This window comes from Streptomyces sp. NPDC005774, from assembly GCF_042871645.1.
Taxonomy (GTDB): domain Bacteria; phylum Actinomycetota; class Actinomycetes; order Streptomycetales; family Streptomycetaceae; genus Streptomyces; species Streptomyces pratens.
In genome coordinates this window covers 114,035-136,489 of sequence record NZ_JBIAIV010000011.1, presented here as the reverse complement: position 1 = coordinate 136,489, position 22,455 = coordinate 114,035, and the positions used below count along the sequence as shown (strand labels likewise).

Below are 22,455 nucleotides of genomic sequence, written 5' to 3'. Positions count from 1 at the left end.
TTCACATCCCGCCGCCGCAACCGCCCCCGCCCCCGCCCCCGCAGTAGTGGTAGCCGCCGGATCCGCCGTAGGTCCCGGAGCTGCGGGGAGGCCGGAGCATGCTCTTGTTCCCGATCTTGACCCGGGCGGTGAGTCCCGCCCGGGGGGCGAAGCGTGGCACGAACACCCGCAGGCCCTGCTCACCGTGGAGCGCGACGGCGAGCAGGGTGTCGTCAGGGGTGAGGCCGCCCCGGACGGCGGGGAGCGGGTGTTGTTCCCGCAGGGCCCGTACCTGGCGGCGGGCGGCGCGGGTCGGCCTGAACAGGGGATAGGTCAGCAGCCCGGCCTCCGCGAGGCCGACGCGCACCTCGGCCACCGCCCGGCGCACCTCCGGGTGGCGGACCAACCCGCCCAGGCCGGTGGGTTCGTCGAGGGCGCCGTGCACCGCACTCTCCAGGATCAGGGCCCGGTGCGCGGTGTCGGCGGGCTCCGCGGGCTCCGCGGGGCCCGTGCCGTCCGAGGTCGGCGGGTCCAGCGGGACTCCGAGGGGAGGGAGGGGCGGCAGGGTCGGCAAGGGGTGCTCCGCGTCACTGTTCTCCGTCGGCCGGGAGGCCCGCAGGGTGCCCGGCGGGCCCGCTTCGAGGATGCCCCGCAGATGGAGTGCGACGACGGCGACGGTGACCGCGGCACGCGGGCCGTCACGGAGCAGCGCGATCTCGTGCGGCGTCCGCCGGGCGTCGGTGCATCGAGTGCAGTGGGTGCAGCGGGTGCAGTCGCCCATGCTTCCCCCTGAAGCGGAGCCCGCCGCCCCCGTGCCGGCGGGCCCCGCGTGAGGGGTTTCTGCCCGGCGACGGGGGTGCCCGAAGCCTCCGGGGCATGGTTCGGAGGTTGATTTGAGGGTGTCGTAGCGGGTCTACGGCCGCTGCCGTAGACCGGTGGCGGTCAGGCTTCGTGGTGTTCCTCCGACAGGCCCGGCCAGTCCTCGGGGCCGCCCCCCTGCCACTCGATGAGGTCCGCCCCCTCGACGTCGGTGTTGTAGAGATCGGCGAGCCGCAGGATTTCGCCCACGTCGTCGAGGTGCGAGGCGACGCCCAGCGTCTCGTCGCCGGAGGTGACCCGGCGCGAGCCGTCCAACGCCGGGGAGTGCACCACGATGTGCGGATGCTTCGTGGGATCTGCCATGCCTCCAGGCTGCTGCCCGCCGGGCGGATCCGCACCCGGAGGTCCCGGCGCACTCAGGTCCGGGTGCCGGACAGGCGTTCCACCGCGCGCAGCAGCGCGGAGTGGTCCAGTCCGCCGTCGCCCTGCGCGCGCAGGCTCGCGACGAGTTGCGCGACCACGGCGCCGACGGGCAGGGCCGCGCCGACGGTGCGGGCGGCGTCGGTGACGATGCCCATGTCCTTGTGGTGCAGGTCGATCCGGAAGCCGGGCTCGAAGTTCCGGCCGAGGAAGTTGTCCTTCTTGCGGGTCAGTACGGTCGAGCCCGCGAGGCCGCCGTTCAGGACGTCCAGCGCGGCCGCCAGGTCCACGCCGGACCTCTCGAGGAAGACCACGGCCTCGGCGCACGCCTGGATGTTGACGGCGACGATCAGCTGGTTGGCGGCCTTCACGGTCTGCCCGGAGCCGTGCGGGCCGCACCGGACGACGGTCCTGCCGAGCACCTCGAACAGCGGTTTCGCGGCGTCGAAGTCGGCCTGTTCACCGCCGACCATGATGGACAGCACCGCCTCGACGGCGCCCGCCTCACCGCCGGACACCGGGGCGTCGAGCACACGGATGCCCTTGTCCTCCGCGGCGGCGGCCAGATCGACGGACGTCTGCGGGGTGATCGAGGACATGTCGATCAACAGGGCGCCGGGCCGCGCGTTCTCGAGGATGCCGTCGGGCCCGTACACGATGGCCTCGACCTGCGGGGACGCGGGCACCATCGTGATGATCACGTCCGCGCCCCGGACCGCCTCGGCGATCGAAGGGGCAGGGGTGCCGCCCGCGGCGGCCAGCCGGTCCAGCTTCTCCTGCTCCAGGGTGTGGCCGGTGACGTCGTAGCCCGCCCCGATCAGGTTCTCGGACATGGGGGAGCCCATGATGCCGAGGCCGATCCAGGCGATCCGGGGAAGGGTGCCGGGGGTCTCGCGGGTGCCGGGGGTGTGGCTCATGAGGGAGTGCCTCTCCGTAACACGTCACACGTCCGTACAAGGGATGATCAGCGGGCCGCACGGGCCGCACGGGCCTCGCGGGGCAGCCAGTCGAAGGCCTCCGCGCTCGGCCGGTCGCCGGGCTTGTACTCCAGGCCGACCCGGCCCGTGTAGCCCGCGGTGCGCAGGCGGCCGAGGAGGTCCTCCAGCGGGAGCACGCCCGTGCCGGGGGCGCCGCGGCCGGGGCTGTCGGCGATCTGCACATGGCCGGTCCTCGCGGCGTACCGCTCGATCACCGCCGGCAGGTCCTCGCCGTTCATGGCCAGGTGGTACAGGTCCATCAGGAACCGGGCGTTGCCCAGCCCCGTGGCCGCGTTCACCCGGTCGACGACTTCCACCGCCGCCGGGGCCGACACCAGCGGGTACCGCGGCGACTCGGGCCGGTTCAGCGCCTCGATCAGCAGCATCGCGCCGATCCGGTCGGCGGCGCGGGCGGCGAGGACGAGGTTCTCCAGGGCGAGCGCGTCCTGCTCGGCCGGATCCACACCCTCGACGCGGTTGCCGTACAGCGCGTTGAGGGCCGTACAGCCGAGGGCATCGGCGAAGTCCGCGGCCACATCGACATGGGCGCGGAACCGCTCCGACTCCTCACCCGGGAGCGACAGGGCGCCGCGGTCGGGGCCGGGGAGCCGTCCGGCGTAGAAGTTCAGGCCGGTGAGCCGGACGCCGGCGTTCTCGATCGCCTTTTTCAGCCCGTCGAGTTCGGACCGTGCGGGTGTCGGCGGGTCGGTCCAGGGCCACCACAGCTCGACCGCGGTGAAGCCGGCCGCGGCGGCTGCCGCGGGGCGCTCCGGGAGCGGGAGTTCGGTGAAGAGGATCGACAGGTTGACGGCGAAGCGCTGGTCTGCGGCGGCACTCCACTCAGCACCTGGTGGCATCGGGGCCGCACTCCCTTCCGATCACGTCAATCGGTCCTTGGATTCCGCATTATGGAAAGTTTCTTCTATCTGATGGAAGGTTGCCCGTGGAACTCGGGGGCTGTCAAGGGGAGCGGGCGGCAAGAGTGCGGGGAGGCCTAAGGCTTGCCGGGCCCGGCCTGCGCGCCCCTGCCCGTTCGCCCCCGCCCGGCTCCCGGGGCTCGGGCCGGGGTGCTCCCGGCCCGTGCGGGGGAGCGATCGGAGTGGCTGGGTTGAGCGTGTGCGATGGCGAGTGAAGTCCTGTGGCGCGGCTCTGACCTGCGGAAACGCGCCCCGATCCGTGTTGACCTGCAGAAACTCCCCTCACTTGCTCTCGTCGCTTCGCGGCGTTTTCCAGGCACGTGTGCCCTGGATGTGCCCTGTGGGGAGGTGAGTGAGGGACGCCTTGCAGCCGATGCGGCATCGGTCCGACTCGGCACAGGTTGTAGGCGGCGTCCTGTGCGGTTCGACTGATCCAGGCCAGGGGCTTAATCGCAGGTCAGGGCCCTGCTGTCCGAGGAAGTCGGCACAGTTGGTGAGGCCTGTGCGAGCGCGTGGGACGAGGAATCCCCCGCTGGTCTGCTACGGCGGGGGTTCTGCGTGCGGTGGCGCGGCAGGCCGAGCTCGCGCCGTGGCCGGGTGAATTCCGGATCGAGCTCCCCTCATGGCGTACGACGCCACGTCGTCCGAGTGGGGGCGGCGCGTTCAGGGCAGCCGGCCATTCATGCCTCTGGCTGGTTTGCCGAGAAGTGTGAGGGGTATCCCGGAATGGCCGTGGGCCGGTGCCGGCGATGCTGGGGGCAGCCTGCGGTGATAGTCCTTCAAGCACGCGGGAGAGTGCTTGTGAACGCCCTTGTTGTTGGCTCCGCTCCGTGGCCCGTAGTGGTCCTGGCACGCGCTGCGACAGAGGGGGACCTGTCGGCGGCGCGGGCGCAGATGGGCTTCTCCCTGGCCTGGCACATCGTGGTGGCCTGCCTCGGCGTGGGCCTGCCCGCGCTCACCCTCCTCACCGAGTGGCTGGGCATCCGCAGGAACGACGCGGCGCTGAAACTGCTGGCCCGGCGCTGGGCGCGGGCCATGGGCGTGCTGTTCGCGGTGGGCGCGGTGTCCGGTACGATCCTCAGCTTCGAGATGGGGCTGCTGTGGCCCGGCCTCATGGGACGCTTCGGTCAGGTCATCGGGCTGCCCTTCGCACTGGAGGGCATCGCGTTCTTCATCGAGGCCATCTTCCTCGGCATCTATCTGTACGCCTGGGACCGGTTGCCGCCGCGCAGGCACCTGCTGACGGGCATCCCCATCGTGATCGCGGGCACCGCCTCCGCGTTCTTCGTCGTCTGCGCGAACGCCTGGATGAACCAGCCCCGCGGATTCACCCTGCGCGACGGCAAGGTCGTACATGTGGATCCCTGGGCGGCGATGCTGAACCCGGCGAGCCCGCCGCAGACCGTGCACATGATCCTCGCAGCGTTCATGGTGGCCTCGTTCCTGACCGCCGCCGTGTACGCCGTTGCCCTGCTGCGAGGCCGGCGCGACGCCTACCACAAGGCGGGCTTCGCCATCCCGTTCACCGTCGGGGCAGTGGTCGCGCCCTTCCAGATCGTCGTGGGCGACTGGGTCGCCCGATTCCTGGCCGACTACCAGCCGGTGAAACTGGCGGCCATCGAGGGCGTGTACCGCACCGGCTCCCACATCCCGCTCACCATCGGCGGTGTCGCCGGACAGGACGGACTGAAGCACGGGCTGGAGATCCCCGACGGGCTCTCCTTGCTGATCGGATACCGGACGGACACGGTGGTGAAAGGACTGGACCAGGTGCCCCGCAGCCAGTGGCCCCCCGTCACCGGTGTGCACTGGGCTTTCGACCTCATGGTCGCCGTCGGCTTCTTCCTGCTGGCCCTCGGCCTGTGGCTGTTCCTGGCGTGGTGGCGCACCCGGCGCTCCGGCGGCGAACTCCTCGACCGGCGCGGGAGCCGCCTGCTGCTGGTGCTCGTCGCACTCGCCGGTCCGGCTTCCGTGGTCGCGCTGGAGAGCGGCTGGAGCGTCACCGAGCTGGGCCGGCAGCCGTGGATCGTCTGGGGGGTGATGAGCGTACGGGACGCCGTCAATCCGGCGCCCGGCCTGATGGTGGGGCTGTGGCTGGTGCTGGTGGTGTACACCGCCATGACCGCCGCCACGGTCTACGTGCTCCGCCGTCTGGCACGTGGTACGGCCATTCCGGCCGCACCCCAGGAGGCGGATGTGCGGGAGTATCCCGTGGTCTGACCGGGACACCGTCCTCGGCTCGCCGGACCGATCCGGTCCCCGGGGCTCTCATCTCGACTCCTCCACCGCCGTCCTCACGAACGACGTCTGCCATGGAGGTCCCGTGCTCGCCGACACCGCCCTCGCCGTCATGTGGGTCGGGCTGACCTGTTACGCCTTGTTCGGAGGCGCCGACTTCGGCGCCGGTGTGTGGGACCTGCTCGCCGGCGGCGCGCGCCGGGGCGCCCCCCAACGGCGGCTGATCGAGCACAGCATCGGACCGATCTGGGAGGCCAACCACGTCTGGCTCATCTTCGTCGTCGTGCTGCTCTGGTCCGGGTTCTCACCGGTCTTCGCCGCCGTGATGTCCACCCTCTACCTGCCGCTGACCCTCGCCGCGCTCGGCATCATCGCCCGCGGCGCCGCCTTCGCCTTCCGCAAGGCCAGCACCGAGCTGTGGCAGCGTCGGCTCTTCGGTGCGTGCTTCGCCGTGTCCTCGCTGGTCACCCCGTTCTTCCTCGGCGCTGTCGCCGGTGGAGTCGCCTCCGGCCGGGTACCGGCCGGGCTCGCCCGGGGTGATGTGATCACCAGTTGGCTCAACCCCACCTCCGCGCTCGGCGGCGTCCTGGCGGTCCTGGCCTGCGCCCATCTCGCTGCCGTCTATCTGTGCGCGGACGCCGACCGCGAGGGCGATCCCGAGCTGGCGCGGGCCTTCGCCCGACGGGCCGTGGCGAGCGGACTGGCGAGCGGAGCCGTCGCCCTGGTCGGCATCGCCGTGCTGCGCGCGGACGCCCCCCAGCTCTTCCACGGGCTCACCCACCGGGCGCTGCCGCTGGTCCTGCTCAGCACGGTCAGCGGTGTCGTGGGCCTCGGCCTGCTCGCCCGGCGGCGCCATGTCGTGGCGCGCGGAGCGGCTGCGCTGGCTGTCGCCGCGATCCTGTGGGCGTGGGGCGCGGCCCAGTACCCCGCCATGCTGATCGGCAGCCTTACCGTGGACCGAGCCGCCTCCCAGCCCGCCGTGCTCTCCGCCTGCCTCATCGTCCTCGCCTGCGGCGCCATCCTGCTGATCCCGTCCCTGTGGCTCCTCTACGGGACCTTCCAGCGGGCACACACCGCCGAAGCGCCGAGCACGCACGGCCGTACATCACCCTGACGGCCTCACGAGGCGGCCCGCCTCACCCCTGACGGCAGAGGCTCAGTCATTTCCGCCCCACCGGGCGGTGTCCTTCCCTGCCCCGGAGGGGGCATCCGAGGCTCAGCCGACAGGGGCGGGCCGGTTCTGCCCGCTCCGGACAGCGAGACACGTTTCGCCAGGTGCGGCCGCGAGGAGGCTGAGGACGACCCAGGTCGGCGATGCCCCACTCGAAGCCGAGGAGGCGGGGGCCCGGCGGGGTGTGGTCAGGCAGTCCGATGACGACCGGCACGAGGGCGATCGAGTCGAGCACCGGACCGACGAGGAGCCTGACGTGCCCCGGGCGTCGGGGGCTCGACGCAGCTGCCGGTGTTCAACGGGCGCCTGCCTTCCGGGCTGGAGGACCGGTGTGCTGCGCGAGGGGTGGCCTGCCGGGACGGACGAGGTGAACGGAAGAACCCGCACAGGCGCGTCTCAGCGAGCAAAGGGAGTGCCGGCCAGGGCCAGGTGACGTCGGCGCCCCCGTGGACGCTGTCCACCTGCACAATGTCAGGCCGCACCGACAGAGGGTTGGGCCCGGTTTCAGTCGGAGAGGACGTGATATCCGGCCCTCCGACCTGGTTCTCACACGTTCAGGAGGGCTCGTGGCAACGGGTGAAACAGGATTCAGTGACGTCGTGTACGACCTCATCTCCGTGCAGTACCACTCGCTGAAGGCGGGACACGACTACGGGCAGTACGTGCGCGACGCGGAGAACGCCGACCGGAAGGAGATCGCCGACTTCTTCCGGAACGTCATGGAACAGGACTCGCAACGCGCAGCTCGCTGTCATGAGTTCCTGGCTCACCTGTCCGGCACCGAGAAGGCAGGCCCTGCCGTCGGCTGACGGCCCGGTCACGTTGCAGGCCCGCCCTTCGAGCACCCGGGGCGACGCAATCGCGGGGGGCCGGTCAGCGGTGACACACGCCGGCATCCGTCCCGATGCGGAAGTCGTCGGGCGGGAAGACGTGCGCAGGGAGCGCATCTCCGAGCGCCCGGCGGCTTCTGTGCCCGTGCTCGGAGGGGCGGGATCCTTTGCGACAGCGAGGCGCGCCGCCGCTGCGAGTCGCACGGATCGCCCCCGTCATGCCGGTCTCGATGGCCACCGGGCAGGCGGTGGGTGTCTGTGCGGCCCTCGCCGTGGCCCGGGGCAAGAGCCTCCGGCACATGCGGCGAGCGCGGTCCAGCGGGAGCTCCGCTTCCAGGAGCCGGCCTCCGGTGCTGGTCGGACCTCACCGGACGGCGTGGCATCGTGGCCGTATGACGACGGGAACGGACGTGGCCGTGTTCGTCGGACTTCAGGCGTCCGGGAAGTCCACCTTCTTCGACCAGCGCCTGTCCGGCCGGTACACGGTGGTCAGCAAGGACCTGTTCCCACGGGGCGCCCGCAACAAGCAGCGGCGGCAGATGCGGCTGGTGGACGAGCACCTGGCCGCCGGGCGGCCGGTGGCCGTGGACAACACCAACCCGTCACCGCGGGAGTGGACCCCGCTGGTGGAACTGGCCCACGCCCACGGTGCCACTGCGACGGCGTACTGGTTCCCACCGGACGTGACCGGCTCGCTGCGGCGCAACGCCGCACGCGAGGGCCGTGCCCGCGTCCCGGACATCGGCGTCCTGGCCACGCTGAGACAGCTCCGCAAGCCCTCGACGGAAGCCGGGTTCGATGCGGTGCACGAGGTGCGGTTCGACGGCCGCGGTGGCTTCGAGGTACGTGCCGAGCCGCTGCGTGTCCCCCGGATCACCGGGTAACCCGGCTGATCACGGAGTGGCAGGGCAGGCGGCCTTCGGTATGCGGGCCGGGGCGTCTGCGCATACCGGCCCGACGAGTTCGCCCGCGGTCCGCTGCCTCCGGAGGAAAGGCCACCCGACGGGGAAAGCGACCCGGGCGGCCCGTGGATCCTTTTAATACGCGCCTGTTTTCGTGCCGGCCACATAGACGGTGTTGGCCGACGTACCGCCCTGCAGGGGGTTGGTGAACTCGACGACATGTGCCGCCGACTCCGCGAAGACCTCGGTGAGGGCGGAGAGGAACTGTTCGTCGGGGGGATCGTTCGACCACAGGGCGAATACGCCGTCGGGACGGAGATGCCCGGCGAGAGAACGGAGCCCGGGCGGCCGGTAGAGCGCGGCGTGGCGCGGGTGGAGCACATCGCGCGGCGAGTGGTCGACGTCCAGCAGGATGGCGTGGAATCGGAGGTCGGGTTCCTCCGGGTCCAGTCCGTCGGTGCCGCCGGCCCTCGCGAAGAAATCGCCGTGGACCAGGCGGCACCGGGGATCCGACGCGAGCCCGGTCCCGAGGGGGACCAGGCCCCGCTGGTGCCAGTCGATGACTTCCGCGAGTGCGTCGATCACCGTGAGCCTGCGGACCCGGGGGTCGTCCAGTGTTGCCCGGGCCGTGTATCCGAGCCCCAGCCCGCCGACGGCGACGTCCAGTTCGGTGTTCGCCAGCTCGGCCAGACCCAGCTCCGCCAGCGCGATCTCGCCGGCGGTGAAGAGGCTGGACATCAAGAACTCGTCGCCGAGCTTGACCTCGTACACCTCCTCGCCCGAGACCGGATGACGGCGCCGTCGCAGACTGATCTCACCGATCGGTGTCTCCTGCCAGTCGAGCTCCTCGAAGCGCGGACTCATCCGTCCACCTTTCTGATGTCCGTTGGGCACAGGGGTGCCGCCGAGGTGGCGCCCGGCAGGCCGCGCCCGTGGTGATACGGGGCGCGGTCCGGTCAGGCGTCGATGATGACGGGGATGATGAGGGGTTTGCGGCGGTGGGTGCGGAACGCCCAGTTGGCAACGGCGCGGGCGACGAGCTGTTCGAGCTGGTGTGCGTCGCCGATACCTTCCTCGGCGGCGGTGGCCAGCGTCTTCTCGATGAGGGGGACGACGGGTTCGAACGTGGTCTCGTCGTGGACGAAGCCGCGGGCCAGGAAGTCGGGTGCCTCGGCCAGCGCGCCGGTGTCGGCGTCCACGATCGCCACGACCGTGACCACGCCTTCCTCGGCCAGGGTGAGGCGGTCCTTGAGGGATGCCTCGGTTGCGCCGCCGACCTCCATGCCGTCCACGTAGACGTTGCCCGCGGGCACCTTGCCGGTGATGGACGCACGCCCGTCGACGAGGTCGACGACGACCCCGTCCTCGGCGACGACGACCCGTTCGGGGGCGACTCCGGTGCGGATGGCGAGGGCGGCGTTGGCCCGCAGATGGCGCCACTCGCCGTGGACGGGCATGACGTTGCGGGGCTTGACGATGTTGTAGCAGTAGACGAGTTCGCCGGCGCTGGCGTGCCCGGAGACGTGCACCTTGGCGTTGCCCTTGTGGACGACGTGGGCGCCCCACCGGGTCAGCCCGTTGATCACCCGGTAGATGGCGTTCTCGTTGCCGGGGATCAGGGAACTGGCGAGCAGGACCGTGTCGCCCTCGCCGATGCGGATCTGATGGTCGCGGTTGGCCATCCGCGACAGCGCGGCCATCGGTTCGCCCTGCGATCCCGTGCAGACCAGGGTGATCCGGTGGTCGGGGAGCTTCTCCAGTTCCCTCGTGCTCACGACCAGACCGGAGGGGACCTTCAGATAACCCAGCTCGCGGGCGATGCCCATGTTGCGGACCATCGAGCGGCCCACGAACGCCACCTTGCGGCCGTGCTGGTGGGCGGCGTCCAGGACCTGCTGGATGCGGTGCACATGGCTGGCGAAGCTGGAGACGATGACCCGCCGGGGCGCGGTACGCATCACCTGCTCGATCGCCGGATTCAGTTCCCGCTCGGAGGTGGTGAAGCCGGGCACTTCGGCGTTGGTCGAGTCGGTGAGGAACAGATCCACGCCCTCCTCGCCCAGGCGAGCGAAGGCGCGCAGGTCGGTGATGCGGTCGTCGAGGGGGAACTGGTCCATCTTGAAGTCACCGGTGTGCAGCACCAGCCCGGCGCCGGTACGGATCGCCACGGCGAGGCTGTCCGGGATGGAGTGGTTGACCGCGACGAACTCGCAGTCGAAGGGGCCGAAGCTCCGCCGGTCGCCTTCCTTCACCCGTACCGTCCGCGGCCGGATGCCGTGCTCCTTGAGCTTGGCCTCCAGGAACGCCAGCGTCAGCTTCGACCCGACGACGGGAATGTCGGACCGCTCACGCAGCAGATAGGGCACGCCCCCGATGTGGTCCTCGTGTCCATGGGTCAGGACGATGGCCGCGATGTCGTCCAGACGGTCCCTGATCGACGTGAAGTCGGGCAGGATCACGTCGACCCCGGGCTGCGTCTCCTCGGGGAACAGCACCCCGCAGTCCACGACGAGCAGCTTGCCGGCGTGTTCGAAGACGGTCATGTTGCGGCCGATTTCGCCCAGGCCGCCCAAGGCGGTGACCCTCAGCCCTCCTTCGGGCAGTGGCGGGGCGGCTTTTAGTTCGGGGTGCGGATGGCTCATACCCTGACGTTAGCCGAGGCGTTCCTGGCGGGCTGCTCCGCCTCTCTTGCCGGGCAGGGTGCCCGGTCCTTCAGGGCCGGGGTGAATGACCGTTCCCGCGGAGCGGGGCAGGAGGAGCCGCATCGCCTTCGGGGCGATGCGGCGTCCCGGAAGAGGACGGTGGCGGGCTTGGTGATGGCAGGGGTGTGATGGTGCGCGGCTGGGAGTGGTGGCGGGGGTCGGTCGCTCGTTCGGGTGAGCAGGGCCGGATACGAAGAGGCGAGCGAGGGGCGGGACTACGTTGGGCGGCATGCCACGTTTCCGGATGTACCCGACGGGTGAGCAGGCGGGCGTCATGCTCGGGCACTGCGCGCACGCCCGGTACGTGTGGAACCTGGCCGTTGAGCAGCACGCGCACTGGAAACCGGGGTGCAGGTCCGCAAGCACCAGCGCCGGGCGGCCCGCGCTCCCAGGGGCAGCGAGGCCAAGGCCGCCGAGTACGCGAAGGTGGCCGGGCTCAAGGCCCGGGAGGCGGACCGGCGCAAGGACTGGTGCGAGAAGACCTCCACCATGCTCGCCCGCACCTGCTCGCCCGCACCTGCCGTCTGATCCGGTTCGAGAAGCTGAACATCACGACCATGACCAGCTCGGCGAAGGGAACCGTCGAGCTGCCGGGTAGGAACGTCCGCCAGAAGGCCGGGCTGAACCGGGCGGTCCTCGCCCAGGGCTGGGGCCTGCTGCGCCGCCGTACCGGGGAGAAGGCCCCGGGCCGGGTCGAGGACGTGCCCGCCCCCTACACCTCGCTGCGGTGCAGTGCCTGTGGATGGATCGCGAAGGACTCGCGCAAGAGCCAAGCCGAGTTCGTCTGTGTGTCCTGCGGGTTCACCTGTAACGCGGATGAGAACGCAGCGGTCAACGTCGCGGCAGGACAGGGCGGGATCCCTCGCCCCCGGCGTGCAGTCGGTGCCGGAGGGGTGACAGCGGCCACCGGCCGCTCGAGCGCTCGTGAACCTCGACCCACCCGGGTTGGACTCCCCCTCTTTCAAGAGGGGGAGGATGTCAAAGGACGAGTTCCTGTAGGTCCCCGCTATACGGGCTTCTCACCCGCATTGCGGGGCTGAGGCCGGTGCCGGTTGTAGGTCGACTCCATTTCTGGGTGTACTCAGGACGTGGGAGTCGGGCTCCTGCGGCCGGGCGACATGGACGTGGTCGACGAACCGCAACTGGTAGCGCTCGTCGATCCGCGGGCCGAGGGCTTCCTGGGCCAGGCTTCGGTAGTAGGTGGCGTTGCTGGGGAAGGCCGCCTCGTCCGTCAGCGTCCGGAGAGCGATCATCCTGGCGGAGAAACGGCCGGTAAGGATCGACCCGCAGTCCTGGCTGTCTCATCGCCTCGGCGCACCGGTGCACGCCGTCGGGTTCTCGCGCGTGAGGACGCGGCTTCACGACGACCGCCACCTCGGGGGCCCTGGGGACGTCCTGAAACCGGGTGCCCACGGCGTCCCGCCCCCGGGTGTCGTGTTCCAGCCGGGGTTCCGTTCGTGCTGAGGAGCAGGCGCTCCGACTCTCACTGATTACGCGATGGCCCTTCCAGCGGGCAGATCGCCTGGCGCACGACCCTTTGAGCCGACGGGCCGGTGCGCGCTCGACTGGGCGGCCGGACGTAGGACGACCAGCTATTGGGCTGTGGCGCTGCGCGGGCGGCTTGGCCACGTGCAGGGTGGAGGGATGTGCTGGTCGGTTAGGGTCACCTCGTGGTGGACGAAGTGTCTCCGTCCCGGTGAAATTGATGGGCCCGGGGTGCATCGCGGTGGTGAAGCAGTCGACTGATGCATCCCTGTTGTGCCCTGATGTGCCACCGCGGTGGGTGATCCGGGTAAAAATGCAGGTCAGAGGCGTTTTCTGGGGGCGCAGTGCGATTGAGAGTGGAGTTCACGACCGAGCCCTTCGATCTGGACGAGGCGCCCGCGCATGCGGTGGTGGCCCGGGAGGTCGTGGAGGGGGCCGCGCTGGACTCGGTGGACGTCGGGCCGTTCGGGAACACCGCGGAGGGCGGTGCCGACGTGGTCCTCGCCGCCGTGGACGCCCTGCTGCGCCGAAGCCTGGAGGCCGGCGCGACCCGGGTCTCGCTCCAGGTCAACGTGATCGCGGAGGCCGAGGGATGAGCGGCAGGGCGGACGAGGCGTTCATCGCCGCCGTCAAGCCGCTCGTCGACGCCATGGGCGGGCGACTGCTCCCGCCCGACGAGGCCGGTCCCGACGACGTCGTCCTCGCCTGGGAGGGCGCCGGCGTCGTCGCCGTGCGCCTGCCCCAGCTCGCCGACTCCCTTGATCACATCCTCGCCGCCCTGGAGCGCCGGCAGGGCAGGCCCCTCGCCGACCTGGACCGCAGGGCCAAGCAGGAGCTCGTACGGAGTCTGGAGGCGCGCGGCGCCTTCGCCGTCCGGCACGGCGTCGAGACGGTGGCGGGCGCGCTCGGCGTCAGCCGCTTCACCGTCTACAACTACCTCAACCGGGAGAAGAGCTCCTGAAAGTCCCCTGGAAGCCCCCTGAAGGGCTTCCGGTGAGCTTCTGCCTGGTTCCTGATGGGGCCGGACGGGCCTGCGGCCGGTCTGCGAGGGCCGCCTGCCCCTCCCGTTCTTCAACAAACTGTTGACGTAGCGGCCCGGGGCGGCGTTAGCTGTTCGCACGCTCGTTCCACAGGATGGCCGGTCCCGGCCGGGGGAGGCTTCCGTGACATCCGCTTCCACACCGCAGGGCCTGGCCCGCTTCAACGACCTGGAGGAGAGCGCGGCCCTTGCCGCCCTCCACGAGGTGTGCGCCTCCACGGCGTGGGCCCGGCGACTGCTCGCCGGCCGCCCGTACCCGACCGTCGGCGATCTGTACGCCGCCGCCGACGCCGCCACGAGCGGGCTGACCACGGCGGACCTCGACGAGGCGATGGCCGGGCACCCGCCGATCGGCGGACCCCGGCCCGGTGACCCGGCCTCGGCACGGGAGCAGAGCGGCATGGCCTCCGCGCCGGACCGCCTCAAGGCGGAGATGCTCGAGCTGAACCTCGCCCACCAGGAGAAGTTCGGCCATGTGTTCCTCATCTGCGCCACCGGCCGGACCGGCGAGCAGATGCGCGACGCGGCCAAAGAACGCTTGGGCAACACGCCGGAGCGTGAACGCGAGACCGCCCGAACCGAGCTGGGGAGGATCAACCGCATACGCCTGGCCCGGCTGGTCGAAGCGGACCGACAGCCCCGACATCCCTAGGAGCAGTGCCCGTATGAGCACCGAGACCACCGCTTCCGTCTCCACGCACATCCTGGACACCAGCGTCGGCCGCCCCGCCGGGGGCGTAGCCGTCCAGCTCTCCGCCCGCTCGGGCAGGGAGGCGCACTGGCAGGCGCTCGGCGGCTCCGCGACCGACGCGGACGGGCGCTGCAAGGACCTCCCGGCGCTGCCGGAGGGCACCACCCACGTACGGCTCGACTTCGCCGTGGAGCCGTACTTCGAGCCACAGGTCACCGACGGGCGAGCCGAGGCACAGCAGGACGCCCCCGCGCATCGGGACAGCGGCACCGTAGCGTTCTTCCCGGAGGTGGCGGTCACGTTCGCCGTCGTACCGGGCGAGCGCTACCACGTACCGCTGCTGCTCAACCCGTTCGGCTACTCCGTATACCGAGGGAGCTAGCAGACATGCCCACGATTCTCGGCCGGAACCAGTACGGCAAAGCGGAGAACCGCGTCGTCAGGATCACGCGCGACGGTGCCACCCACCACATCAAGGACCTGAACGTCTCCGTCGCCCTGTCCGGAGACATGGAGGACGTCCACCACTCCGGCTCCAACGCCAACGTCCTGCCGACCGACACCACCAAGAACACCGTGTTCGCCTTCGCCAAGGAGCACGGCATCGAGTCCGCCGAGCAGTTCGGCATCCACCTCGCCCGGCACTTCGTCACCTCCCAGGAGCCCATCCACCGGGCCCGCATCCGTGTCGAGGAGTACGCCTGGGACAGGATCGCGACCTCCCCCGCCCACCGGCGGGAGCGCGGCGAGCACTCCTTCGTCCGCAAGGGCCAGGAGACCCGGCTCACGCAGGTCACCTACGACGGCGGGCGGTGGGAGGTCGTCTCGGGCCTGAAGGACCTGACGGTGCTGAACTCCACCGACTCCGAGTTCCACGGCTTCGTCAAGGACGGGTACACGACCCTGAAGGAGACCCGGGACCGCATCCTCGCCACCTCGGTCGCCGCCCGATGGCGGTTCAACTGGACCGACGACGGGCACCCGATGCCCGACTGGGAGACGTCCTACGAGCGGACGAAGCAGCACCTGCTCCAGGCCTTCGCCGAGACGTACTCCCTGTCCCTGCAGCAGACGATGTACCGGATGGGCGCGCAGATCATCGAGCACCGTGAGGAGATAGACGAGGTCCGCTTCTCCCTCCCCAACAGCCACCACTTCCAGGTGGACCTGGAACCCTTCGGGCTCGACAACGACAGCGCGGACGGCGCCGTGTACTTCGCCGCCGACCGCCCCTACGGCCTGATCGAAGCCACGATCCTGCGCGACGGCTGCGAGGCGCTCATCCCGGCGGACCTCACCAACCTCTGAGAACAAGGACGATCTGGAGAGACGGACCCATGGAAGCAGTCCAGCGCATCGTCATCGAGAACTGCGCGATCGCGACCGTCGACGCGAAGGACACCGAGTACGCCTCCGGGTACCTCGTCCTCGCCGGCCACCGCATCGAGTCGCTCGGTGAGGGCAGGGCCCCCGAGGGCCTGGAGAACGTCGTCCGCCGCATCGATGCCACCGGGCACCTGGCCACGCCCGGTCTGGTCAACACCCACCACCACTTCTACCAGTGGCTCACCCGGGGCCTGGCCACCGACCGGAACCTGTTCGACTGGCTCGTCGCGCTGTACCCGACCTGGGCGCGCCTCGACGAGCCGATGGTGCACGCCGCCGCCCGGGGCTCCCTCGCGATGATGGCCCGCGGCGGTGTCACCACCGCCATGGACCACCACTACGTGTTCCCGCGCGGCTCCGGCGACCTGTCCGGCGCCGTCCTCCGCGCCGCCCGTGACATGGGCGTCCGCTTCACCCTGGCCCGCGGTTCGATGGACCGCGGTGAGGGGGACGGCGGCCTGCCCCCGGACTTCGCCGTGGAGACGATCGAGGACGCCCTCGCCGCGACCGAGGAGACCGTCCGGCAGCATCACGACACCTCCTTCGGCGCCATGACCCAGGTCGCTGTGGCACCCTGCTCCCCGTTCTCCGTCTCCACCGAACTGATGCGACAGTCAGCACAGTTGGCGCGCAGCCTCGGTGTGCGCCTGCACACGCACGGGTCGGAGACCGTGGAGGAGGAGAAGTTCTGCCACGAACTGTTCGGGATGGGCCCGACCGACTACTTCGAGTCCACCGGCTGGCTCGGCGAGGACGTGTGGATGGCGCACTGCGTCCACATGAACGACTCCGACATCGCCGCCTTCGCCCGCACCGGGACGGGCGTCGCCCACTGCCCCTCTTCCAACGCCCGCCTCGCCGCCGGGATCGCCCGCGTTCCCGACCTGCTGGCCGCCGGAGTCCCGGTCGGCCTCGGCGTGGACGGCACCGCGTCCAACGAGTCCGGCGAACTGCACACCGAACTGCGCAACGCCCTGCTCGTGGGCCGCCTCGGCCCGCACCGCGAGGCCGCTCTGACGGTACGTCAGGCATTGCGTCTGGGAACCCACGGAGGCGCCCAGGTCCTGGGCCGGACTGCGGAGATCGGCTCACTGGAGCCGGGCAAGCTCGCCGACCTGGTGCTGTGGCGGGTGGACACCCTCGCCCACGCCTCCATCGCCGACCCGGTGGCCGCGCTGGTCCTCGGCGCGCCGGCGCCGGTCACGGCGTCGTTCGTCAACGGCCGCCAGATCGTGGAGGGCGGCCGGCTGCGCACGGCCGACGAGGACGAGATCGCCCGCACCACCCGCGCACAGGCCCGGCGGCTGGCCGCGATCGCGGCGCGGGGCTGAGCGCGGACGCTACGCGGGGCTGAGCGCAGATCCTGAACGGCGCGCGGACCCAACCGAGTTGTCCCGGGCGGCCCCGTCGGTCCCCGATGCCGCCTACTTCAGGTAAGGCCCGTCCGTTCCGATCTTTCCGGGACCGTCGAGGACGTACACCCGGAGGTTGCCCTTGCCCGGGGCCCTCACGGTCAGGGAACCGTTCGAGACGGCCCTGGTGTCACCGGTGACGGCATCACGGTAGGTGCCGTTCGGGACGCCCGTGCACGTCGCCGAGCTGGTCAGGGTGACGAGCGCGAAGCTGTCGGTGCCGCCGTCGGTGTACCGCCGCTTGAAAGTCATGCCGCCCGAGACGCCGTCCGTGGAGTACTGGCCCATCTGGAGTGCCGGGTAGTCCTTGTGACTGTGGAGCCGCGGCGCGTTCTCGGCGTTCACGAGAGCATTCCTTGGGGGAGAGGGCGGGGGAAACGGTGGAGCCGACGGGATCGGCCGTCGGCTCCACCGCGATCACCGAGCCGCCCGTTCGGCAGCAAGCCGCCGAACGGGACGAGACGGGCGTTGACGACCCACGCCGGCCCGGTGGCACTGAACCCGAGGTCGTTCTGGATGGCCGGTATGGCGACGGTGACGGCAGGGCCGTCATCAGCGTTCCGGCGCACAGGACGGCGAGGGCCGCCCGGCGGGAGTACGTTCGCCGTGGCGCCGCCGCCGCGACGGCCGGTGATTCCCAGAACCTGGTGGCCCCGCGTCTCCTAGCCGTTCGGGTCTGCCGTCACCTCGCCTGCGTGCGGCGGCTCCACGGCCCTCCCCGGCACCAGGACGGCCAGGGTGCGGCGCGCTTCATGCCGCAGTGTGCGGCGCCGGGCGAAGGTGGCGGTGAGAGCGAGGACCGAGACCGTGCCCCCGTAGAGCGCGGCAGTAACCGTGGAGAGGAGCCCGACCATCATCGGGCACGCACCTTTCTTCCCCCGTCCGGCCCACCCGGCGCACAGCCTGGGGCGGGGCGTTGATGCGTTTCCTCTCCATCGTATGCGCGCCGTCAACATCGGTTCTAAAGCTTGGTGTTGCCGCCCTTGTTGACGATGCTTGCCTTCTTGCAGTGGTTCCAGGTGAGTTTGAGGCCGGTGCTGCCGCCGCCCCTGCCACCCCACTTGATCAGCGGGAGCCGCTTGCCGGAGTAGCCGGTTCCGTACTTATTGCTCTTGAAGACGTTGCCGCGACCGCAGGCCTCGCCCTTCTCCAGCCGGCCCCACTCGCTGAACATGGCGTACTGGCCGGACTTGGTGAAGGTGTTCCCGCTCACGGTGTTGTTCCGGCTGCCGTCCCTGATCCGTACGGGGTCGCCGGTGATCGACGAGAACTTGTTGCCGGTGATACTGCTGCCCGAGGTCTGCACCAAGTAGACGCCGTGCATCTTCCCGCCGTTGCGCAGCCCGGAGAAGGTGTTCTTCCGGATCACGACGCCGGAGGAGTTCTTCACATGGACGCCGGCGTATCCGGTGGAACCGCTGAGGTTCTTGAACGTGTTTCCGCTGACCGTGACGTTCGAGACGTTCCTCAGCAGGATCGCGTTGGCGCGGCCGGAGAACGTCCTGCCGCTGATGGTGAAGCCGCCCGGGCCGCCGGTGATGCACAACTGGTAGTCGCCCTTGGGACACTTGACTTGTCCCGGGTACTTGGCGGCGGTGGCGCCCCAGCTCGGCTCGGCCATGCCGGCGAGCAGCAGCGCGGTGCCGATGGCGGTGGTGAGGGTGGTGGCCGGTAAGAGCCGACGGGCACGCGGGCGGTGCATGGGCATGGGTGTGGGCATGGGACGACTCCTGTCCGATGGTCGGGTGGGGTGGCAGGGCGCGGCGGCCGGTCCTCCTCCCCCGTCGTGAGGCCGGCCGCCGCGACAGCAACCGAGCCTGGAGGGACGGGATCCCTTCCGGCAATGGCTTTCGGTGTCCCGGACAGCCGTACGGCTGTCCGGGCTGGTCAGCGGCTTGTCCGGATCTTCCGGCCGGGCGTTCGGTGTGGCCGGGGCGGGGGTGTCGTCCGTGAAGGCCGGGATCACCATGACCACATGGCGATCATGGGGGGAGTTGGATCCCGGGACGGCGCGGACCAGGGCCGAGTGCGTCGCCCTGCTGCGTCGGCTCAAGAAGCACAGCGGACTGACCTTCCGCCGGCTGGAGCAGCGCGCTGCCGAGCACGGAGACGTGTTGGCGCGCAGCACCGTGGCGGACATGTTGCGACGGGACACGCTGCCCCGCGCGGAGGTCGTCGCGGTGCTGGTACGGGCGTGCGGCGCCGGACAGGACGTGGCCGCATGGCTGGAGGCACGGGAACGGATCGCGTCCCAGCCCGCGCCCGCCGCCGCGCCCGCCGCCGAGTCCGGCTCCGAGTCCGGCTCCGAGTCCGGCTCCGGTCCGTCCGGTTCGGGTCCGAGTCCGCCTCCGTCTCGGATCGGCACGGCCGGGAAGTGTCCGGCGCCGCCACGGCCGACGGCCGGAACGGGCATCCGCCGACCGGCGGCGGCAGCCGCTTCCGCAGGACCCACCTCGCCGCCGTCGCCTCTCTCGGCGCGGTCGCCCTCCTCGTGGTCGGCGCCCTGGTGCTGCTGCCGTAGGACGGAGGCACACCAGCCTCCGACGACAAGGACAAGGAGCCGTCGGAGACGTTCACGAACCCGGTGACCACCCCGGTGTTCCCGGGCCCCGCGCCAGGCCCGGCACGCATACGACCCGCACGGGCACCGGAGTGGTGTCTGACCGAAGGGGAGGTGCGCAGGCGGGGCGAAGTCAAGGTGGTGGCGGTTCAGCGGCCCTGTGATCAGGCCGTTCCCCCGAGTACCCACCTCCTGCGGGTGGACGACGGCTTCTACCGCGTCCAGTGGGATCACCCCCCGGCACGGCAAGGGCTGCCTCACCGTCCTGCGTGACGGAACCTTCAAGAGCATGCCCGAACCCTGGAACGACTGTGCGGCCGATTCCCAGCGGTTCGGCATCGAGCGAGCCGAGGACACCGACGGCTGGCGGCTGCGCCCCGAGACGGGCGACGGGATGTGCGTCGGCATCCACCGTGACGCCGACGAGACGGGCGCGGCGGCCGTGGTGGAAGTCTGCTCGGACCCGACGACCGCCGGGAACGCGGACAGCGACCCCCAGGTGTTCCTGATCGGGCGCGGGTGACGGCGACCTGGCTCGGCGTCGGCAGAAAGGGCGGCCGATTCGTGGTCAGACGGCGGGTTCTTCCCAGACCGAGGCATACTGACGGCTCTCGCTCGCGAGGGCTTCCCGCGTCTCCCGGTCCCCCCCCGCTCGCGCAGTCGCGACCCTGCGAGCCGGGCCATGAGGTCGAGTTCCGACGGTCATTGATCGTCCATCGTCAGACCGTGCTGCGGGAGCTCTTCGCGGCACGCGTCGATATCACCAAAACTGCTCACAGCCCGAACAGACTCGGGTCCTTGGCCAGCTCGCGGAAGATGTCCCGCGGGTCCGGCAGTAGCGTGCGCCGCTTGAGGTCCAGCACACCGCCGACGGCCGTGATCTCGGCCGAGACCGTGCCGTCGGTCTTCGTGATGACCTGCTCGATGCGGAACGTCTTGCCGGTGCTCCAGGCGAAGACGCAGCTCACATCGACCTCGTCGCCGGCGAGCAGCTCGCGCTTGTAGCGGATGGTCGTCTCCAGGGCGACCGGTCCCACGCCCCGCGCGGCGAGCACGGACTGCGTGATCCCCGCCTCGTGCAGCAGCCCCCAGCGCGCGTGCTCCGCGTAATTGAGGTACACCGCCTGGTTGAGGTGGCCCTGCACATCGGTCTCGTATCCGCGCACGGTCACCCGGACGGAAAACGGCTCGCTCACTTCTGCCCCTCCACACCTGCTCGATCGGCCGAACTCGCCATTGATCCTGGCACGCCCCCTCATGCGCGGCGCGGGGAGGCCAGCAGGTACCGGGACCGCGTCCGCGGCTCCGTGTACTCCCCGACCTGCCAGCCGGCCGCTTCCAGGGTGGCCGCGCAGGCCCGCAGTGCCTCGCCGTCCGTCTCGTACACGGCGACGGCCTCCGGCTGCGGTGTTTCCCGCACCCGGTAACCGCCGGCCCCGGCACCCTCTCCGGCGGGACGGTGCCCGGCAGCCTCCAGGGCGAGCGCGGCGGCCTGTACGAGATGGCCGCGTTCCCAGCCGCAGGGCCGGTCGGTGGCACCGTCCGTGTGCGACATGCGCCGCAACTCCAGCAGCCCCTGCCACGCACTCCGCACCTCACGCACCCGCGCGGCCCCGCCCTCGACCGAGCCCTCCTCCCCGCCGACCCGAGCGGCGAACACCCCGCCGGAGGCCCCGCTACCGGAGGCCCCGCTACCGGAGGCCCCGTCCTCCGGCTCCGGGCCGCTCTTCCCCTCTGCGTCGTCCTCCCCCTCCCGTATCCGGTGCCCCGCCGGCGTCAGGAAGTGACCGTGCGGCGCACGGGGGTGCCGGAACGCGAGCCCTCGCTTGACCAGCCCCGCAAGCTGGGCCTCGGTCCCCTTGAGCCGCCCACTGACCGGATCGGCCGCCTCCACCACCCGCCGCAGCCCCGCGCCCAACGCTCTCGTCACCGCACCCACCCCCGGTCCCCGACCGCCCGGCCGGCCTTTCCGACCCTTTCGAAGACTACGACCGAACACTGACACTCCCGGCGTTCCGCCGTCTCACCCCCGCCGGAGTCGTCCGGGGCGGAGGCCGAGCCGCTCATGACGCGTGACGTTCCACGCCCTGGTCGTAGAGTTCCACTGTGGAGAAATCGGCTCGTACACCGCAGCCCGGAGCGGAACCGCGGAGCGCGGGCGGTAAACCCGCCAAGGGCTTGGAATCCGTGGAGAACGCCCTCTCCCTGCTGCTTCTGCTCCGCAAGCAGGGGCGCGTGCGGCTGAGCGAGGCCGCCGACGAGCTGGGTGTCGCCCGGTCCACGGCTCATCGCCTGCTCTCCACCCTGCGCGGCCGCGGCTTCGCGGTGCAGGGTGCCGACAAGGTGTACCGACCCGGTCCCACGCTCTACCGCCTGGGGATGTCCCAGCGCTCCGAGTACGATCTCGTGGAAACCGCCCGCCCCCACATGCTCTGGCTCAATGGGCAGCTCGGCGAGACGGTGCACCTGGCGGTCCGGGCCGGGGCCGAGGCGCGCATCCTGCACAGCATCGAGGGAAAGCACGCACTGCGCGTCGGCAGCCGCGCGGGCGTGAGTCTGCCCGCGCACCTCTCCGCCGGAGGCAAGGCGCTGCTCGCCGACCTGGGCGTCTCCGAACTCGCCGACATCTACGGCACCCGGCACGCGGCGCAGGCGGACACCGACCCCGAGACACTGCACCGCACGCTCGAGACCGTCCGCAGGCGGGGCTACGCCGTCAATATCGGAGGTACCGAGCGCGGCATCTCCGCGGTGGGCGCCGCCGTGCGGGAGCCGGGCGGCCGCGCCGTGGCGGCGATGATCGTCTCGGCCCCTTCGCTGCGCTTCACTCGCGCACGCCTCGGTGAGGCGGCCGCTGCGCTCGGAGAGGCAGTGCGCCGCATGGAGGCGGCACTCTGAGCCGGCGGCCGGCGTCCTCGTACGCACAC

At 70.9% G+C, this 22,455-nt stretch carries 26 protein-coding genes and 4 pseudogenes; 17 read left to right on the top strand and 13 right to left on the bottom strand.

The genetic code is table 11. From position 1 onward, the window contains the following. Position 1: 1 nt before the first annotated feature. The 4 genes from ACFYQA_RS13515 to ACFYQA_RS13500 all read right to left on the bottom strand — a co-directional run bounded on the left by ACFYQA_RS13515 (position 2) and on the right by ACFYQA_RS13500 (position 3,052). A complete protein-coding gene (locus ACFYQA_RS13515; RefSeq protein ID WP_388916000.1) occupies positions 2–760 on the bottom strand; it encodes a TIGR04222 domain-containing membrane protein in 759 nt (252 codons plus the stop codon). A gap of 161 nt (positions 761–921) precedes the next feature. After that, positions 922–1,161 (bottom strand): hypothetical protein, encoded by a 240-nt coding sequence (locus tag ACFYQA_RS13510; RefSeq protein WP_386401979.1) that lies wholly within the window; start codon positions 1,159–1,161, stop codon positions 922–924. Between the two features lie 53 nt (positions 1,162–1,214). After that, entirely contained in the window at positions 1,215–2,135 is a 921-nt protein-coding gene (locus ACFYQA_RS13505; RefSeq protein ID WP_388915996.1) for a 2-hydroxy-3-oxopropionate reductase, read from the bottom strand. A gap of 47 nt (positions 2,136–2,182) precedes the next feature. Beyond that, complete coding sequence (locus tag ACFYQA_RS13500; RefSeq protein ID WP_388915993.1) at positions 2,183–3,052, bottom strand: TIM barrel protein; 870 nt, start codon at positions 3,050–3,052, stop codon at positions 2,183–2,185. Between the two features lie 954 nt (positions 3,053–4,006). Here ACFYQA_RS13500 and ACFYQA_RS13495 point away from each other — a divergent pair. The 4 genes from ACFYQA_RS13495 to ACFYQA_RS13480 all read left to right on the top strand — a co-directional run bounded on the left by ACFYQA_RS13495 (position 4,007) and on the right by ACFYQA_RS13480 (position 8,235). Next, the gene (locus ACFYQA_RS13495) at positions 4,007–5,332 is read left to right on the top strand and encodes a cytochrome ubiquinol oxidase subunit I (protein ID WP_388916140.1); all 1,326 of its coding nucleotides are present in this window, start codon (positions 4,007–4,009) and stop codon (positions 5,330–5,332) included. 103 nt (positions 5,333–5,435) lie between these two features. After that, the gene (locus tag ACFYQA_RS13490; RefSeq protein ID WP_388915990.1) at positions 5,436–6,464 is read left to right on the top strand and encodes a cytochrome d ubiquinol oxidase subunit II; all 1,029 of its coding nucleotides are present in this window, start codon (positions 5,436–5,438) and stop codon (positions 6,462–6,464) included. 623 nt (positions 6,465–7,087) lie between these two features. Next, positions 7,088–7,330: an acyl carrier protein gene (locus ACFYQA_RS13485; RefSeq protein ID WP_388915987.1), complete on the top strand. Its 243-nt coding sequence runs from the start codon at positions 7,088–7,090 to the stop codon at positions 7,328–7,330. A 413-nt stretch (positions 7,331–7,743) separates the two neighbouring features. Beyond that, positions 7,744–8,235 (top strand): AAA family ATPase, encoded by a 492-nt coding sequence (locus ACFYQA_RS13480; RefSeq protein WP_388915984.1) that lies wholly within the window; start codon positions 7,744–7,746, stop codon positions 8,233–8,235. Between the two features lie 153 nt (positions 8,236–8,388). Here ACFYQA_RS13480 and ACFYQA_RS13475 read toward each other — a convergent pair whose 3' ends face one another. Beyond that, on the bottom strand, positions 8,389–9,117 hold the full coding sequence (locus ACFYQA_RS13475; RefSeq protein WP_388915981.1) for a spermidine synthase: 729 nt from the start codon (positions 9,115–9,117) through the stop codon (positions 8,389–8,391). Between the two features lie 92 nt (positions 9,118–9,209). After that, positions 9,210–10,895 carry a ribonuclease J gene (locus ACFYQA_RS13470; RefSeq protein WP_386401982.1) on the bottom strand — a complete coding sequence of 562 codons (1,686 nt, stop codon included), beginning with the start codon at positions 10,893–10,895 and terminating at the stop codon, positions 9,210–9,212. A 289-nt stretch (positions 10,896–11,184) separates the two neighbouring features. Here ACFYQA_RS13470 and ACFYQA_RS13465 point away from each other — a divergent pair. The 3 genes and pseudogenes from ACFYQA_RS13465 to ACFYQA_RS13455 all read left to right on the top strand — a co-directional run. Next, positions 11,185–11,277 (top strand): annotated as a pseudogene (locus ACFYQA_RS13465) (helix-turn-helix domain-containing protein); the annotation flags it as partial. Positions 11,278–11,303: 26 nt separating this feature from the next. Next, positions 11,304–11,483: a hypothetical protein gene (locus tag ACFYQA_RS13460; protein ID WP_388916159.1), complete on the top strand. Its 180-nt coding sequence runs from the start codon at positions 11,304–11,306 to the stop codon at positions 11,481–11,483. Between the two features lie 29 nt (positions 11,484–11,512). Continuing rightward, positions 11,513–11,995, top strand: coding sequence for a zinc ribbon domain-containing protein (locus ACFYQA_RS13455; protein ID WP_388915978.1), 483 nt, complete (start codon positions 11,513–11,515; stop codon positions 11,993–11,995). Here the strand turns inward: ACFYQA_RS13455 and ACFYQA_RS13450 are convergent. Continuing rightward, the gene (locus tag ACFYQA_RS13450) at positions 11,975–12,208 is read right to left on the bottom strand and encodes a hypothetical protein (protein WP_388915975.1); all 234 of its coding nucleotides are present in this window, start codon (positions 12,206–12,208) and stop codon (positions 11,975–11,977) included. The genes ACFYQA_RS13455 and ACFYQA_RS13450 overlap by 21 nt on opposite strands. A gap of 576 nt (positions 12,209–12,784) precedes the next feature. On the opposite strand from ACFYQA_RS13450, the gene ACFYQA_RS13445 reads away from it, so the two are divergent. From ACFYQA_RS13445 to ACFYQA_RS13420, 6 genes are all read left to right on the top strand, one after another. Then, entirely contained in the window at positions 12,785–13,036 is a 252-nt protein-coding gene (locus ACFYQA_RS13445; RefSeq protein ID WP_326755635.1) for a hypothetical protein, read from the top strand. Further along, entirely contained in the window at positions 13,033–13,401 is a 369-nt protein-coding gene (locus tag ACFYQA_RS13440) for a helix-turn-helix domain-containing protein (RefSeq protein WP_388915972.1), read from the top strand. Before ACFYQA_RS13445 ends, ACFYQA_RS13440 begins: the two co-directional genes overlap by 4 nt. Before the next feature lie 202 nt (positions 13,402–13,603). After that, positions 13,604–14,131 carry a 2-oxo-4-hydroxy-4-carboxy-5-ureidoimidazoline decarboxylase gene (gene uraD / locus ACFYQA_RS13435; protein WP_388915969.1) on the top strand — a complete coding sequence of 176 codons (528 nt, stop codon included), beginning with the start codon at positions 13,604–13,606 and terminating at the stop codon, positions 14,129–14,131. Positions 14,132–14,144: 13 nt separating this feature from the next. Continuing rightward, the gene (gene uraH / locus ACFYQA_RS13430) at positions 14,145–14,552 is read left to right on the top strand and encodes a hydroxyisourate hydrolase (protein WP_388915967.1); all 408 of its coding nucleotides are present in this window, start codon (positions 14,145–14,147) and stop codon (positions 14,550–14,552) included. Positions 14,553–14,557: 5 nt separating this feature from the next. Next, positions 14,558–15,478: a factor-independent urate hydroxylase gene (gene pucL, locus ACFYQA_RS13425; protein WP_388915964.1), complete on the top strand. Its 921-nt coding sequence runs from the start codon at positions 14,558–14,560 to the stop codon at positions 15,476–15,478. Between the two features lie 29 nt (positions 15,479–15,507). Then, the gene (locus ACFYQA_RS13420) at positions 15,508–16,887 is read left to right on the top strand and encodes an 8-oxoguanine deaminase (RefSeq protein WP_388915961.1); all 1,380 of its coding nucleotides are present in this window, start codon (positions 15,508–15,510) and stop codon (positions 16,885–16,887) included. A 93-nt stretch (positions 16,888–16,980) separates the two neighbouring features. Here the strand turns inward: ACFYQA_RS13420 and ACFYQA_RS13415 are convergent. From ACFYQA_RS13415 to ACFYQA_RS13400, 4 genes and pseudogenes are all read right to left on the bottom strand, one after another. Further along, a pseudogene (locus tag ACFYQA_RS13415) lies at positions 16,981–17,268 on the bottom strand (hypothetical protein); the annotation flags it as partial. Positions 17,269–17,375: 107 nt separating this feature from the next. Further along, a pseudogene (locus ACFYQA_RS13410) lies at positions 17,376–17,575 on the bottom strand (MFS transporter); the annotation flags it as partial. A gap of 55 nt (positions 17,576–17,630) precedes the next feature. Next, a complete protein-coding gene (locus tag ACFYQA_RS13405) occupies positions 17,631–17,825 on the bottom strand; it encodes a hypothetical protein (protein WP_388915958.1) in 195 nt (64 codons plus the stop codon). A gap of 104 nt (positions 17,826–17,929) precedes the next feature. Then, positions 17,930–18,688 carry a right-handed parallel beta-helix repeat-containing protein gene (locus tag ACFYQA_RS13400; RefSeq protein ID WP_388915955.1) on the bottom strand — a complete coding sequence of 253 codons (759 nt, stop codon included), beginning with the start codon at positions 18,686–18,688 and terminating at the stop codon, positions 17,930–17,932. A 247-nt stretch (positions 18,689–18,935) separates the two neighbouring features. Here ACFYQA_RS13400 and ACFYQA_RS13395 point away from each other — a divergent pair. The 3 genes and pseudogenes from ACFYQA_RS13395 to ACFYQA_RS13385 form a co-directional block, all read left to right on the top strand. Continuing rightward, positions 18,936–19,181, top strand: a pseudogene (locus ACFYQA_RS13395) (helix-turn-helix domain-containing protein); the annotation flags it as partial. 161 nt (positions 19,182–19,342) lie between these two features. Next, entirely contained in the window at positions 19,343–19,489 is a 147-nt protein-coding gene (locus tag ACFYQA_RS13390; protein ID WP_388916156.1) for a hypothetical protein, read from the top strand. A gap of 328 nt (positions 19,490–19,817) precedes the next feature. Then, a complete protein-coding gene (locus tag ACFYQA_RS13385; protein ID WP_388915952.1) occupies positions 19,818–20,051 on the top strand; it encodes a hypothetical protein in 234 nt (77 codons plus the stop codon). A 250-nt stretch (positions 20,052–20,301) separates the two neighbouring features. Here the strand turns inward: ACFYQA_RS13385 and ACFYQA_RS13380 are convergent, their stop codons facing one another. Together ACFYQA_RS13380 and ACFYQA_RS13375 are read right to left on the bottom strand one after the other, a co-directional pair. Then, the gene (locus ACFYQA_RS13380; protein WP_388915949.1) at positions 20,302–20,724 is read right to left on the bottom strand and encodes an acyl-CoA thioesterase; all 423 of its coding nucleotides are present in this window, start codon (positions 20,722–20,724) and stop codon (positions 20,302–20,304) included. 59 nt (positions 20,725–20,783) lie between these two features. Then, complete coding sequence (locus ACFYQA_RS13375) at positions 20,784–21,458, bottom strand: hypothetical protein (protein ID WP_388915946.1); 675 nt, start codon at positions 21,456–21,458, stop codon at positions 20,784–20,786. 176 nt (positions 21,459–21,634) lie between these two features. On the opposite strand from ACFYQA_RS13375, the gene ACFYQA_RS13370 reads away from it, so the two are divergent. Continuing rightward, on the top strand, positions 21,635–22,426 hold the full coding sequence (locus tag ACFYQA_RS13370; protein ID WP_388915943.1) for an IclR family transcriptional regulator: 792 nt from the start codon (positions 21,635–21,637) through the stop codon (positions 22,424–22,426). Positions 22,427–22,455 lie beyond the last annotated feature (29 nt).